This is a genomic window from Corynebacterium sp. HMSC034B08, assembly GCF_001835805.1.
GTDB lineage: Bacteria > Actinomycetota > Actinomycetes > Mycobacteriales > Mycobacteriaceae > Corynebacterium > Corynebacterium coyleae.
The window spans coordinates 22,375-36,606 of record NZ_KV825952.1 but is presented as its reverse complement, the minus strand read 5'-3'; the positions used below and the strand labels follow the sequence as shown (position 1 = coordinate 36,606).

General features: G+C 65.5%; 14 protein-coding genes. 6 read left to right on the top strand and 8 right to left on the bottom strand.

Annotated features, from left to right (window positions below):
• Nucleotides 1-97 precede the first annotated feature (97 nt).
• The 3 genes from HMPREF2656_RS05050 to HMPREF2656_RS05040 are packed head-to-tail and all read right to left on the bottom strand — an operon-like array spanning nt 98 to nt 4,954.
• Complete coding sequence (locus HMPREF2656_RS05050) at nt 98-2,506, bottom strand: serine/threonine protein kinase (protein ID WP_070816021.1); 2,409 nt, start codon at nt 2,504-2,506, stop codon at nt 98-100.
• Nucleotides 2,499-3,560, bottom strand: coding sequence for a glutamate ABC transporter substrate-binding protein (locus HMPREF2656_RS05045; RefSeq protein WP_246825120.1), 1,062 nt, complete (start codon nt 3,558-3,560; stop codon nt 2,499-2,501). Before HMPREF2656_RS05045 ends, HMPREF2656_RS05050 begins: the two co-directional genes overlap by 8 nt.
• Complete coding sequence (locus HMPREF2656_RS05040) at nt 3,557-4,954, bottom strand: hypothetical protein (protein WP_083279425.1); 1,398 nt, start codon at nt 4,952-4,954, stop codon at nt 3,557-3,559. The genes HMPREF2656_RS05045 and HMPREF2656_RS05040 overlap by 4 nt, the downstream gene beginning before the upstream one ends.
• Before the next feature lie 42 nt (nt 4,955-4,996).
• Between HMPREF2656_RS05040 and HMPREF2656_RS05035 the strand changes: the two genes are divergently transcribed.
• From HMPREF2656_RS05035 to HMPREF2656_RS12465, 4 genes are all read left to right on the top strand, one after another.
• Nucleotides 4,997-5,476 (top strand): NUDIX hydrolase, encoded by a 480-nt coding sequence (locus HMPREF2656_RS05035; RefSeq protein ID WP_070422437.1) that lies wholly within the window; start codon nt 4,997-4,999, stop codon nt 5,474-5,476.
• Entirely contained in the window at nt 5,469-6,392 is a 924-nt protein-coding gene (locus HMPREF2656_RS05030; protein WP_070482304.1) for an ABC transporter ATP-binding protein, read from the top strand. Before HMPREF2656_RS05035 ends, HMPREF2656_RS05030 begins: the two co-directional genes overlap by 8 nt.
• On the top strand, nt 6,385-7,116 hold the full coding sequence (locus HMPREF2656_RS05025; RefSeq protein ID WP_070816020.1) for an ABC transporter permease: 732 nt from the start codon (nt 6,385-6,387) through the stop codon (nt 7,114-7,116). Before HMPREF2656_RS05030 ends, HMPREF2656_RS05025 begins: the two co-directional genes overlap by 8 nt.
• Before the next feature lie 224 nt (nt 7,117-7,340).
• Nucleotides 7,341-8,252 (top strand): endonuclease domain-containing protein, encoded by a 912-nt coding sequence (locus tag HMPREF2656_RS12465; RefSeq protein ID WP_168167539.1) that lies wholly within the window; start codon nt 7,341-7,343, stop codon nt 8,250-8,252.
• 156 nt (nt 8,253-8,408) lie between these two features.
• On the opposite strand, the gene cls is transcribed toward HMPREF2656_RS12465, so the two are convergent.
• From cls to HMPREF2656_RS04995, 5 genes are read right to left on the bottom strand one after another with little or no spacing between them, the layout of a single operon-like run.
• The gene (cls, locus tag HMPREF2656_RS05015) at nt 8,409-9,869 is read right to left on the bottom strand and encodes a cardiolipin synthase (RefSeq protein WP_070816018.1); all 1,461 of its coding nucleotides are present in this window, start codon (nt 9,867-9,869) and stop codon (nt 8,409-8,411) included.
• On the bottom strand, nt 9,866-10,657 hold the full coding sequence (locus HMPREF2656_RS05010) for an exodeoxyribonuclease III (RefSeq protein ID WP_070816017.1): 792 nt from the start codon (nt 10,655-10,657) through the stop codon (nt 9,866-9,868). The genes cls and HMPREF2656_RS05010 overlap by 4 nt, the downstream gene beginning before the upstream one ends.
• A gap of 4 nt (nt 10,658-10,661) precedes the next feature.
• On the bottom strand, nt 10,662-11,258 hold the full coding sequence (locus tag HMPREF2656_RS05005) for a GNAT family N-acetyltransferase, cg3035/Rv0428c family (protein WP_070816016.1): 597 nt from the start codon (nt 11,256-11,258) through the stop codon (nt 10,662-10,664).
• 4 nt (nt 11,259-11,262) lie between these two features.
• The gene (locus HMPREF2656_RS05000) at nt 11,263-12,351 is read right to left on the bottom strand and encodes a hypothetical protein (RefSeq protein ID WP_070816015.1); all 1,089 of its coding nucleotides are present in this window, start codon (nt 12,349-12,351) and stop codon (nt 11,263-11,265) included.
• 43 nt (nt 12,352-12,394) lie between these two features.
• A complete protein-coding gene (locus HMPREF2656_RS04995) occupies nt 12,395-12,967 on the bottom strand; it encodes a peptide deformylase (protein ID WP_070816014.1) in 573 nt (190 codons plus the stop codon).
• A 15-nt stretch (nt 12,968-12,982) separates the two neighbouring features.
• Here HMPREF2656_RS04995 and HMPREF2656_RS04990 point away from each other — a divergent pair, with 15 nt between their 5' ends.
• The gene (locus tag HMPREF2656_RS04990; protein ID WP_070422446.1) at nt 12,983-13,189 is read left to right on the top strand and encodes a DUF3263 domain-containing protein; all 207 of its coding nucleotides are present in this window, start codon (nt 12,983-12,985) and stop codon (nt 13,187-13,189) included.
• Nucleotides 13,190-13,239: 50 nt separating this feature from the next.
• Entirely contained in the window at nt 13,240-14,211 is a 972-nt protein-coding gene (locus HMPREF2656_RS04985) for a LytR C-terminal domain-containing protein (RefSeq protein ID WP_070816013.1), read from the top strand.
• Nucleotides 14,212-14,232: the final 21 nt, after the last annotated feature.

Genomic DNA, 14,232 nt, shown 5'->3' with positions numbered 1-14,232 from the left:
CTACACGGTGCATTTCGTCGAAAATCAGCGAAATATGCCGTGTAGGATGCGCCGTTTAGCTTTTGACCGGCCCCACCGGCCCCACCAGCCACCACCCTCAGAACCAGGTGGCGGGGCGGACCTTGTTCGCCATGTCCACAAGCGCGTAGCGGTGCTGGGCGTAGGGGGCGACGCGGGCCTGGGCACGCAGGGTCTGGGCGAGGCCGTGGCGGATTTCGCGTTCGGTGAAGGAGTATTCGAAAAGGGTGGGGGTGTTGGCGGAGCCTTCGGTGACCAGGTAGTGCAGGGCGGCGTCGAGGACGGCGGTCTTGATCTGCAGGAAGCGTGGCTCGGTGGTGGGGATCTGGTCGAGGCGGGCGGCGGCCTCCCGGATTTGCGCTTCGGTGGGGTCGGCGCCGGTGCCTGCGACGGGTAGGACCAGGTAGAGGATGGCGGTGAGTTGGGCCATGCGGGAGTGGCGCGAGGCGTTGGGCACCTTGTCCAGGGCCCGCAACGCCAAATCGGTTTCCCCTTCGCGCATGAGCATGCGGGCGAGTCCGAAGGCGGAGGAGACGGTGGTGGGGTTAGTGAGCCACACCAGGGAGTACAGCCGGATCGCGTGGAAGCGTAGCGCGCCGGGTTCGAGGGCGGTGACGGTCCAGGTGGGGTCCATTTGGCCGTTTTCCACCATGGCGCGAAGCACGGTGGTGGGGACGTTGGAGAGGGGGTGTTCGAGGTTGGTGGCGGTGCGGGCGAGGGAGTCGTCGATAAGCGATTGCTCTTGGAGGCCTCGCTCTTGCAGCAACAACTCGGAGACGGCGGCGAGTGCGAGTTTGGGGGCGGCCTCGCCGGGGAGTTGGTTGAGCACTTCGGAGAAGGAGCGGGTGGCGGTGGGGAAGTCGCCGAGCAGCATTTCTACGACGCCGGAGTACCAGGAGAAGCGCCAGGTGTCGCCGAAGCGGTCCTGGAGGGTGAGGAGCCAGGAGCGGGCTTGGGAGGTGAGGCCGAGGTCGATCATGGTGCGCACGACGCCGAACGGGATTTCCACGGAGTGTTCGTATTGCGGGGTGGTCATGGCTTGGCGCAGGGTTTCCAGGGTTTCGCGCGGTTCGGCGTAGGAGGAGCCTTGGAGCATGGCGGCGCCGACGTCGTCACGGTTGATCAGCGGGGAGGGGAGTGCGGCGACGACTTCTTGCGGGGTGATGTCGACGGTGCGGGAGATGCCGTCGATGAGTTGGTCGGTGCGGAACACCAGGTGTTTGGTGCCAAAGGTACGGCGCTGCGGGGAGAAGAGGGAGTGTTGGGCGGGGTAGGTGCGGCCGTCGTGAACCGCCACGACCTCGCGTAGTACGCCGAGGAGCTGGCTTTCCAGTTCGGAGACGCTATCAAACCTCCGCGCGGGGTTTTCGTTGCAGCACCGCGCGAGCAGCCGGTACAGGGAGGTGTACTGGCGGAAGAGTGGCTCGTCGGTGGGCGTGGGTAGGCCGGGGTCGTAGATGCCGTCGGTTTGCGGCAGGTCCACCACGAGCGAGGCGAGTGTGCGCCCCACCGTGTAAATATCGGACGCGATCGACGGGCCCTCCGTGGCCACTTCGGGCGCCTGGAACCCCTTCGTGCCGTAAATGAACCCGTAGGCGCCGATGCCGGACACCGCGCCCATGTCGATGAGTTTCACCTGGTCTTCGGTGACAATGATGTTGTCGGGCTTCAGGTCGTTGTACACCACCCCGCGCGAGTGCAGATAATCCAGCGCGGGCAGCACTTCCAGGATGTAGGCGATGGCGATGTCGGGTTCGAGCACTCCGCTTGGCGACGAATTCCTTCTCGCCCTGAGCGACGGCCCACCCACGTACTCCATGACGGTGAAGCCCCCGGGGACGCGGGGGTCGTCGATAAAGTTGAAGATTTTCACAATCCCGGGGTGGGTGATGTCCGCCAGGAACTCGCGCTCCGCCTCGGCGGCCGCGGCCTCGTCGGGGTTGTCGGTGGAGTGCAGGCCCTTGAGCACCACCACGCGCCCGGCCACGTAGTGGTCCTGCGCGAGGTAGATCCAGCCCATGCCGCCGTGCGCGATCACGCCGGTGATCTCGTACTGGCCAGCCACGATGTCGCCGGGGTGCAGCACCGGCGGCGCAATGCCCTTCTTCACCACGGCTGGCTCCGGGTCGATCAGCGCCTCGCGAGGTTCGGTTGGCTCCACCCACGGCAGCTCCACCATGCCGTCGGCGATGATGCGGCTGGCGCGCCGGGTGCCGCGGCGCTCGCGGAAGGTGTCCAGCGCCGCTTGGCGCGAGCGTTGCGACGTATCCTCGCGCCCCGAACCCTTACGCAACTTATCCAGGTCTTTGAGTAGTCCGGCCATTTCGCCGAGGCCGGCGTATGCGGCGTCGGAGTCGTCGTCAAGATCGTCATCGTCCGCGAACGGGTCGAAGGCGACGGCTTCGGTGCCTGGTTCATCATCTGCGAAGGGGTCGAAGGCGACCGCCTCGGTGGGCTGGACGTCGTCGTGGTCGTGTGGCTTAGCCATCGTTGTCCTCCTTCCGGTACCGCAGCGGCGGCGGTGAGGATTCAGCTATAGACCCGCCGAGCCAGGTGTTGTAGAGGGTGTACCAGGAGCCGTCGTTACGCATCCGCTCCAGGGTGGCGTTGACCTTCCGCACCAGATCGTCCTGGCCCTTGGCCACGCCGACGCCGTAGTACTGGGTGGCAAACGCGCCGTCCAGAATGGTCGTGTGGGGGTCCTGCGCGGCCAGCCCGGCGAGGATCGCATCATCCGCCACGATCGCCTCCGCCCTAAACTGCTGCACCGCCATCAGGCAATCCGACCAGGAGCGGGTGCGCAAAATGTTCGAGTCCGGCACGTAGGTTTTGGCGATACGCAGCAGGTTTGTCCCGTCGACGATGCAGGCGGTGCGCCCGGCGAGGTCCTCCAAGCTATTCACGTCGCGGTCCTTGGGCACGAGCACTCTTACCGACGACGTCAGGTACGGCGTAGAAAACTCAATCACCTCAGTCCGCTCGGGCGTAATCGACATCGTCCGGATAATGATGTCCACCTCACCCGAGTTAAGCGCCTCCGTGCGGGCCGCCGAATCGACGAAGCGGAAATCGACGCGCAGGTCCTGATCGTCCTCGAAGATGTCGTGGGCGATCGCCCGCGCCAGGTCCACCTCGAGCCCGCGCAACTTGCCGGAGTCCGTGTCGCGGTAGGACAGCAGGTACAAAGACTGGTCGATGCCGACGATGATGCGGCCGCGCTGGCGGATGCGCTCCACGTTCGGCTTCGGGGCCTCCTCCTCAGCACCGTCCGCTTCACTTCCAGCACCCCCGCGCGGGTCCAACGACCCCTCCCACTCGAACTCGTCCGGCGTGAACGGATCCGCCGGGGGACCGGCCGCCGGATCCAACTGGGCGCCCGGCGGCAGCGGCACCATCTCGCGGGTCGGCGACGGCGTTTCGATCGTCGCCGATACCTTCCCCTCGTGGCCCTCCCCACCGGCGCACGCCACCAACGACGGCACCGCAAGCGCCGCCACCGCACATGCCGCAACCACACGCGAGCCGAACCGAGCGCGCATCATAGGTACTCACCCAACCTGCGGCGGATGCCCCACCAGATACACACCACTGCCAGCACAGACAGCAGCGCCACGGCGGCGGAGACGCGCCGGGTCGCGTCCAACGACTCCGCAATGTACAACCGCGTGTTCTCCCTCGAGGACGCAATCAGTTCCGCCAGGGACCCGTCGAGGCCACGGAAGGAGGCCTCGCCGTCGGCGTCGCTACGCGTGCTCAGCAGCGCCGCGGCCTGGTCGTAACTGCCGGAGTTCAGCGCCCCGACCAGTTCGGCGTGTTCGTTGGACCAAGCGTTGAGGTGGGAGCGGGAGTCGTCGATAAGCTGCTTGTTCATGCCGTAATCCTCCGCCGTATGCACCGCGCCGGCGACCGACGAGTAGGTCTCGGTGAAGTCGCGGGCGGACTGGGCGGCGGTTTCGCGGCGCAGCAACGCGAAGGTTTCGTCGGTGCGGGTCTCCAGGGCGTCGATGCGCGCCGCAGTGAGTTCCTCCCAGGGCTGCGCCGCCCGCGCGTACGCCACGGAACCGGAGCGCCAAGACTGGAAGTTAGACACCCCGGCCCAACTGATCGCGATGAGCAGCGCCAGCGTGGCGGCGAGGAATCCGCGGTTGAAACGGCGGCGGAACGTCAGCCACAGCCACCACTGCGCCAGCAACAGGAACCCCAGCGCCGCCAGGAAGCCGGACAGGGTCACCCACTGCGGTTGGGACAGTCGGCGCATCTCGTCGGCAACGTCCTGGCGGGTGAGCGTATTGATCTCCTGCGCCGCCGACAGCATCCGCGTACGCATAATCGCACTGGCCTGCGACATGTACGCCACGCCCACCGGGTTGCCCATGCGTTGGTTCACCTGCGCCCGCGCGTTCAGGCCGCTGTAGACTGGCAGGTCGCGCTGGATGTTAATCACCAGGTCCTCGATCTCCCGGCTCGAGGCAGAATCGGCCTCCACCGCGCCCTTGTAAATCTCGGAGGCGGAACTGACCGCCTGGTCCAGCGCCGCCGTATACGTGCGCATGTCGTCCTCCGACATAGGCCCCGCCTGCACGTAGGACCCCGCGGCGATCGTATCCGCCCGCAGCAGCGACGTGGACAGCACGTGCGCCGCCGCACTCATCGGCTCCGTGGCATTCAGCACCGTGTCCAGCGACTGGTTGCGCAGCGACATGGACTGGCTCATGGACAGCCCGGCCGCCAGCATCGAGGTGGTCAGCACCACCATCACCACGATCAACTTGCCGGGCGTGGTCTGTAGAAACGCCTTGCCCCGGCGCCCCATCGCCATCGGCCGCACAAGCCGCCCCTGCAAGAAGCGGGCACGTTCGCGGCGCGGCTCCAGCTCATCGAGCCATGCGTCCGCGCTCGTCTCCTCCAGCCCCGCAGCCGAGGCCGTCGCCCGCATTACCATTCCGCAATAATAACCGCTTCCACCTACAGTGGGGGCATGCTTGGCGACGGAAACGGCTGGGTCACCGCACCCAACGGCACAAAATTCTGGGGTCTTCACGGGGCCGCTGGCCTCTTCCTTATCGCGGGGACCGGCGAAAACGCGCGTGTGCTGCTGCAACACCGCGCCGCCTGGACCGCTCAGGGCGACACGTGGGGTATCCCCGGCGGCGCGATCGATTCGCACGAAACCCCCGCCGAGGCCGCCATCCGCGAGTCGGTGGAGGAGTGTGCGATTGACCCCGGGGAGGTGGCGGTCGTCGATACGCTGCGCACTGCGGAGTTCCCCAACTGGTCCTACACAACAGTGCTCGCGCTTTGCGACGAGCCCCTGCCCACCACCCCCAACGAAGAATCCGAGGAACTGCGCTGGGTTCCCCTGGACACGTTGCGCGATTTTCCGCTGCACCCCGCCTTCGCCGCCTCCCTAGACACAGTGCTTGCGCGCGCGATGGTGCATACTAAACCGCATGATTGAAGTCCAAGGACTGACGAAACGCTACGGCTCCGTCCAAGCCGTCGATGACCTCACCTTCACGGTCAAACCCGGTGTGGTCACCGGCTTCCTCGGCCCCAACGGCGCCGGCAAATCCACCACCATGCGCATGATCCTGGGGTTGGATAAGCCCACCTCGGGCCATTCGCTTATCGACGGCACCCCCTACCGCAACATCCCCAACCCCACCCGCAAAGTCGGCGCCCTCCTCGACGCCAAAGGGGTCCACCCCAACCGGTCCGCACGCGCCACCCTGCTCTGGCAAGCCCAGGCAGCCGGCATTGCGCGCAAGCGTGTCGACGAAGTCCTCGACCTCGTCGGCCTCACCGACGCCGCCAGCAAACGCGTCGGCGGATTCTCCCTCGGCATGGGCCAACGCCTCGGCATCGCCGCCGCACTGCTCGGCGACCCCGAATACCTCATCCTCGACGAACCCGTCAACGGCCTCGACCCCGCCGGCATCCGCTGGGTCCGCGGCCTACTGAAGTCCCTGGCAGCGGAGGGCCGCACCGTGCTCGTGTCCTCCCACCTCCTCGCCGAGATGGCCCAAACCGCCGACAACCTCATCATCATCGGCCGCGGCCGCCTCGTCGCCGACACCTCCGTCGCCGAATTCATCCGTAACAACTCCGGCGTGACCACCGTGGTGCGCGCCGCAGACACGCAAGCGCTCGAAGCGGCGTTGGGTGGGGTGCCGTTTAGGCGCGTCGTCGATAGTGAAGGGCGCGCGACACTCGAAATCGCCGACCGCACCTCCGACGACATCGGCGCCCTCGCCTTCGCAGCCGGCATCCAACTCGCCGAACTCACCGAACGCCGCGCCTCCCTCGAAGAGGCCTACATGCACAGCACCCAAGACCAAGCCCAGTACGTATCCGCGGAGGCCCCCAATGCATAACCTCATCCAAGCCGAGTGGACCAAACTGCGCACCACCGCATCCTTCTTCTGGACCACCGGCATCACCCTGGTCATCTCCGCCCTCTACGGCCTCCTATTCGGCTACGCCTCCCGCACCAGCGGCATGCCCTACGCGCCCCTGACCGTCATCGCATCCGTGGCCACCACCATCGCCATCATCGTGATCGTGCAGGCCGCCATGACCGTCACCACCGAATACCGCTACGGCATCCCCGCCACCAACTTCCGCGTCGTCGCCCAACGCTGGCAACTCGCCGTGGCGAAGGTGCTGCTCGGGGCCGTATTGGCCGCTGTCGTGGCGCTGGTCGCGCTGGTGCTCGCCTTCATTCTTGGCGACCTCACCGCCTCCGTCCCCGCCAACTGGACCTCCAACCCCGCCACCCAACGCGCCCTCTGGGCCGTCCCCCTCGGCATGGCGCTGATCACCATGTTCACCCAGGGCGTCGGCTGGCTGGTGCGCAACACCTCCGGCACCATCGTGGCCTGCATCAGCATGATGCTGCTGGTAGAAACCATCGTCGGCTTCATCCCGCGCTTCGGTGCCGACGTGGCCAAGTTCCTGCCCTTCGGCAACCTCACCTCCTTCATGGTCAACCAGCCCAACGGCCACTGGGGCCTCGGCGTATCGCTGCTGGTCTTCGCCGTGTGGGCGGTGGGGCTCTGGATCGCGGGCCTGGTGGCGCTCGAGTCCCGCGACGCGTAGGGGTTCCGCGCTGGTGCCGCCGGTGCCGCGTTGGCGCCGCCGCGCTGGCGCCGCGTTGGCGCCGCCACCCCGGCGCGCCACCTCCCGCAAACGGCGCATCCTACACGGCGCATTTCGTCGAAAATTAGCGAAATGTACCGTGCAGGATGCGCCGTTTAGCTTTGAGACACCCCGCGCCGCACCCTACTGCGCTACACTCAAGCGCGTCTCGGGGAGGGGGCAACATGATTAGACAAGATTTGGTGGGGAAACTAGTTGGACGCGGCAAGGCTGCTGAACAAGTTTGTGTGAAGCTGTCGTCGACAAGGTTTATCGCGCGCACGGAATGGGTAAAACTGAAGCCCCACGAACAACAATTCCTACGGTGCTGGGCAGCGGGGGCGGCGGCACACACGTCGATACTGGTGGGACGTGCTGCGGCGACGGCGCACGGAATGTGGGTTCTGCCCCGCACGTTTGAGGTGGAGATGGCAAACCCGAAGGGGCGCGTTCCCCGACACTCGCAGCGTCCTTCGGGCGTTACCTATCGACGAATCGTCGTACCAGGCATGGACATCACCGCGTTAGGCCAGAACGACGAGGTGAAACTCACGACCCCGGTGCGCACGGCAGTCGACATTGCTCGGTGGCACGGCGTGAAAGAAGGCGTGGTCGCGATGGACAGCCTGTTCTTCGGGAAACTCGACGCGTTCAAGGGGGGCATCCACACTGAGCTGGAGGAAACAATCCACCGCCTTAGCGGTAACCGCGGCATTGAACAGGCCCGAGAGGCGTTTAGGCAATTGTCGATGCTGTCGGAGTCTCCGTATGAAACCCTCGTGCGCCTTCTGCTTCGCCGCGTTGGTGTGGTGGCCCAGGAGCAGATGCGGATCGGCAACTACCGGGTGGATTTGCTTTGGGGCCAGTTGATCATTGAGGTGGACGGTTCCGTCAAGTTTGAGCAGGATGCGGCGCGTGCTGCTCAACAGCACATTCGTCGTGAAAACCAGCTTCGGGAGGCGGGGTACTGGATCATCCGCATCACGCCTACAGAAGTTTGGGCGAATGAGGAGAAAGTTCTTCGTCGCATTGTTGAGGCAAAGCGCCGTTCGGAGAAGATCGGCCCGGCGTCGGTTGAGGCTCTGCCCGCGTGGTGAGGCACCAAACTTAGCCAAACGGCACATCTAACACGGCGCATTCCGCGGAAAATTAGCGAAATGTACCGTGCAGGATATGCCGTTTGCGTTAAAGGGGCCGGGCGGGGAAGCGACGCAAGGGCCACCCAGCCACCCCACGCACCCAGCCCAAACCCCCTACTGCAGGGCGGAGGTCAGTTTCATCACGTTGTCGATGTAGCGCCTGTACCAGGGCCGCTGATCCCACCGCTCCAAAGTAAGCTCCCGCGACACGGCTAGATAACACGTGCCGAGTTCGGACAGCATGTGCAGCAGCGTCCCGGAGGCGACGAAGAGGGAGGATTCGTAGTTGAGGCTGAAGGAGCGGATGTCCATGTTGGAGGATCCGACGACGGCGGAGGAGCCGGGGAGGCCGTCGTCGATAAGTACGAACTTGGTGTGGAGCACGAATGGCGCGGGGAATTCCCAGATGCGCACGCCGGCTTTGAGGAGTTGTTCGTAGTAGGCGGATTGGGCGTGTTGGACCATGAATTGGTCGGATTTGGCGCTGACGAGGAGGTCGACGTGTACGCCGCGGTAGCAGGCGGAGGTGATGGCTTCCAGCAGCGAGTCGTCGGGTACGAAGTAGGGCGAACAGAGCGTGACGTGCGTTTTTGCGTTGTGGATCATGGACACGAACATGCGCAGGTTCGGCTCGGTGAGGTATCCGGGTCCGGAGGGGACGAGTTGGAGCACGCCATTGCTTGTCGACGACTCCCTCACCGGCGCCTGCTCAATCACCTCGCCAGATTCGGTGTACCAGTCTGTGGCGAACATGGAGTCGGCGGACGCGACGATGGGGCCTTCGAGTTCGACAAACGCGTCGACCCATTGGCGGCCGGCGCGCACGTGTTGGCGGACGAGGTAGGAGCGGTCGATGAGGTTGAAGGATCCGAGCATGGCTACGCGTGAGTCGACGACGAGGAGTTTGCGGTGGTTGCGTAGGTCGGGGCGGCGCCAGCGGCCGCGGTGTGGGGCGAGTGGCAGCATCATGTGCCAGTCGACGCCGATTTCGGTCAGTCGGCGTTTGAGTTTCCGGAACCCGGGGTATTTTTGGCTGCCGATGTGGTCGAAGAGGAGGCGGACGTGGACGCCGCGGACGACGGCTCGTTCGATGGCGCGGAAGACGACGTCGGTGGTGTCGTCCCAGGCTACGGCGTAGATTTCGATGTTGACGTGGGAGGTGGAGTCGTCGATGAGCGATGCCATGCGGTGCATCGTTTTGCGGTAGTCGGTCCAGAGTGCGCGTACGTCGGCGTGGACGGCGGGGTAGCCGGTGAGGGTGCGGTTGAGGCGCACGATGGAGGTGGTGACGTCGGGCAGTTCTTCGTCGGCGGGGAAGTCGGCGACGTTGAGGTTGGTGTCGTCGATGTGTCGGCGTGCTTCAACTTGGATGCGGTGGCGGCGTCGCGACACGAACGTGGAGCCCATGAGGAGGTACAGCGGCAGCCCGACGACGGGCAGCAGCAGGATGAGCAGGAGCCACGCATTTGCCGACGACGGCTTGCGGCCGCCTGGGACCACACCGATCATGACGAATTTGATGGCGTAGTCGAGGACCATTGCGGCGAATTGCCACCATCCGAGGTCGATATTCATCGGACCTCATTATAGGAGAGGCCGCGCGTGTCGTAATCGACGATCACGGGTGCGTGGTCGGATGCGCCTTTACCGCGGCGTTCGTCGACGTCCACCCAGGCGCGTTTGACTAGGTCGCGCATGGGGGCAGTGGCGAGTTGGAAGTCGATGAGCATGCCTTCGTTGTGTTGGAAGCGCGCGGATTTGTAGTCCCAGAACGTGTAGGGGTTGTCGTGACGAATTTCGTACAACCCCGCCTCCAGCAGCATCTGGAACGCGGCGCGCTCGGGTTCGGTGACGTGGGTTTTGCCTTCGAACCAGGCGACGTCCCACACGTCTTCGTCGCGGGGTGCGACGTTGAAGTCTCCCATGAATACCTGCAGGTCGCCGGGCCGCACCGATTCCGCCAGGGACCACAGGAATTGCAGTTTGTAGTCGTAGTGCGGGTCGCCGATCTCGCGGCCGTTGGGCACGTACAGGCTCCACACTTCCACGCCGCCGCAGTTGGCGCCGACCGCGCGCGCTTCCACCTCGGGCTCGCCCTTCTTCGCAAATGCGGGTTGGCCGTCGAAGTGGTCGCGCACGTTGTCCAACCCCACCCGCGAGGCGATGGCCACGCCGTTCCACTGGTTCACGCCCACGTGTGCGACCTCGTAGCCTGCGGCTTCGAAGGTGGCGTAGGGGAATGTTGCGTCTGCGGTTTTGGTTTCTTGCATCGCGAGTACGTCTACGTCGTTGCGTTCGAGGAATGCGGCGATGCGTTCGGCGCGGGTGCGCACGGAGTTGACGTTCCAGGTGGCGATTCGCATGCGCCTAGCCTAGCGCCAGCCGCCGACGGTGGTGTTCGAGTGCTCCTTCGGGCACATTGCTAATCGACGACACCCCGTATCCCTCACCGTCCACCCACGCCACCTGCTCCTCCGCAAGTGTCCATTCGTCGGTGAGGAGTTTCAGCGCGGGTTTCCCGATCCGCTCCGGGATCATAAGCCGTACTGGCAGGTTGCGTTCGCGGTAGAAGGCGCGGATGGCGTCGATAGGTACTGGTTGCAGGCCAGCGGACGGCCCGAGCGGTACGGCCGAGTTCGCCTCGTCGGTCTTGCCGGTGCGCATGAGCCACCCTTCGGCCCAGGCTTCTTCGGTGGTGGGGATGTCCTCGGCGATGCGGCGCTCCAGCGCGCGGATCTCGGAGTTGCGCACCGTCCTCGCCGACAGTTTCTTAATGATGTGCACGTTGGCCACCTCGATCGCCTCCTTCGACGACGGGAAGCCACCAACCTCCTGCGGCCGCACCACCAGCGGGTCGAGCGACACGACGTGCCCGATGATGTCGCTGGCGTGCTCGCCGCGCCGCTGCCTGACCACGACGCGGTCACCCACCCCCACGTCATCCGAGCGAAAAATACGCGACATTTTCTTATCGACGAGCCCTACCCGCACCCGGCAACATAAACGCCACACCGGCCAGCAGCGCAAGTGCGCCCAGGCCGATCAGGCCACGCATCGGGGTGCCGGTGTCCGCGAGGTCATCGTCGCGTTCGTTATCGGTGCTGGTCGTGGTGCGCGACGTGCTCGACGAGGACGTGGTCGAACGCGTCGTGCTCGACGTTGCCGAGGTGGTGCGGTTCTGCAGCACCGACGCCGACGTCGTCGACGAAGAGGAAGACGAAGACGACGAGGTCGTGGCGGTCGCGCTAGACGTCGTGCTCGACGAAGTGCCGGAGGTTGTGGTCTGCCCGGTAGTCGTACTGGTGGTGGTCTCGGTGCCGGACGACGTGTTCGTCGTGGTCGTCTCGCTGGTCGTCTCGCTGGTGGTGGACTCAGTGGTCTCCGAGGTGGTGGTCTCGTCCTGCATCCGCTCGGCGCGCAGGCTCAGCGACTCAGTGACCTCCGGTGCAGTGGTTTTCGACGCAGTAGTCTTCGGTGTCGCCGGGACCGTGGTCTTCGGGGTGGTCGACACCGTGGTTGCCGGAACAGCAGCCTTCTCCGAAGCCTTCTCGCCAGCCTTCTCCGCAGTCGCATCCTCCGACGCGGCAGCCTCTTCCTTGCCGCCCGGGATGCCGTAGATGATGCGGGCGTCGCCGTTCTCGGAGCGCTCGAAGGCGTCGAAGGCGGTGGTGCCCAAAATGCCGTCGAGGCCCTTGAGGGCGGAGGGGAGGACAACGGTGTCGTCGTTAAGTAAAAGCTCCGAGCGCAACTTACGCACACCGGCGCGCTCGGCCTTGAGGGCGTCGGCTGCCTCGTCGAACTCGGCTTCTTCCTCGTCGGTCAGGTCGCCGGCGTCCTCGCGAAGCTCCTCAAGGTCGTCGGCGGCCTCGATGAGGTCCTTGCGCCAATCGGTGAGGATCTCGCGGACCTCGTCCTCCCCATCGGCCTCCTTGAGGGCCTCCAGGGAGGTGGTGCGGGTCTCGGTGACGTCGCTAAGCAGCTGCTCGAGCGGCGTTTCGGGCGCAGCGGGAGTGGTCAGCGTGATCGCAGTCGCGGCGATGACGGCGGGGATGCGCATGGGTGCCTCCGGAAAAATAGACAGTCCCGCACATCATACCGCGTTAGTGGCCGAACGGATCCTCGTCGGTGCCTGGAAGCCACGTGTTGCCCGGCTCGCGCCAGCCCTTGTCGCGGATCTCGCGCTTCGCTTCCTTCTTGTAACGGCCGGTGAGTACGTCGGTGTACAGGAAGCCGTCCAGGTGGCCGACCTCGTGCTGCAGGCAGCGGGCGAAGAAGCCGGTGCCCTCCACCTCGATCTGGTTGCCGTTCTCGTCCAGGCCGGTGACTTTGGCCCAGTCCGCGCGGCCGGTCGGCCAGGAGTAGCCCGGGACGGAGAGGCAGCCTTCGTCGTCCTCGCCGTCGTCGCTAGGCATTGTCTTCGGAATCTCGGAGGTTTCCAGCACCGGGTTGATCACGGTGCCGCGGCGCATGGTGTCGCCGTCGGGGCAGTGGTAGACGAACAGGCGCAGCGGCACACCAATCTGGTTGGCGGCCAGGCCCACACCGTGGGCGGCGTCCATGGTTTCGTGCATGTCGGCGATGAGTTCCTGCAGTTCCTCAACGGGCTGCGTGACCTGTTTGGTTGGTTCGTGCAGCACAGGGTCGCCGTGGATAACGATGGGTCGGATGGTCATGCCAATATATTAGGCATGCTTTCCGACACCGACCTCGCCGTGCTCCGTTTCGCCGCGCGCGCCCCGCGGTCCCTCGGCAAGCGCGAGGACGCCATCCGCGCTGAACTTGGCATGACGCCGATCCGCTACTACCAGCGCCTCAACGTCCTTTTGGATAATCCCGAGGCGCTTGCGGCGGAGCCTCAGTTGGTGCGGCGATTGCAAAGGCTTCGCGACGCCTAACCCGGTGTGTTGCCTCCCTTCCCTCACCAGGTGTGGCTATTGTTGCTGCTGTGACTAAAGATCAGTATGGCAACGACCCCCGCTACGACAACGTGGGCGACGAGCCCCTCGACGCCGAAATTATCGACGACACCCCCACCGACGCACCCGCCGAGGAATACCGCGGCGCGCACCGTCGCGACGACGACGCCGACTATGACTATGACGAGGCCTACGACGAGGCGTACGCAGGCTACGCCGCCGGTGCCGGTGCCGGTGCTGGTGCCGGCTCGACCGCCGTCACCGCCGACGGCGCCGGTGCTGGCGCGGGCGCCGCTGCCGCCCAAGGCGGCCTGCCCCGCCGTGGCCTCGCCATGATCCTTATCGCCGTTGCTGCGTTGCTGCTGCTCTGGGCCCTGTGGGCGATGACCCAGAAGGGCGACGACAACAACGCCGCATCCTCCGCCTCGTCCGAAACCTCCACCTCCGCTACCGCCGAGGCCGCCCCGTCCGCGGCCCAGCCTGGCGAGGGCCAGGGCCAGGGCCAGGCCGCCCAGGACCCCAACGCCTCCCAGGATCCGAACGCGCCGCAGGACCCGAACGCCGAACAGCGCGAAGGCGACCAGGCCCAGGACCCCAACGCGCAAGACCCGAACGCCGAGACCCCGGCTCCGGCTCCGGCTCCGGCCCCGCAGGGCGCGCAGCTCGACAATGCGAGCGCGCAGGTCTTCGTCTACAACAACTCCGGCATCGCTGACCTGGCTAATCGCACGGCGGACCAGCTTAAGGGTCAGTTCAACGTCGCTAATCAGTCCCAGGACGCTGCGACGATGAACATGCCTGAGCAGCAGTACGGTATCTTCCCGGAGACCTACGTGTTCTTCGACCCGGCTACCCCGGGTGCTGAGCAGGTCGCTGCCGACATCGCCCGCCGCGTCGGTGGCACCGCCCGCGCGAAGAATGACATCCCGGAGGGCGCCGTCGGCCTTCCGGAGCAGGCCGCGAATAACCGCAGTGCGGTCGCGGTCGTCCTCGCCGGCTAGTTTTAGCCTCCAAACGGCGCC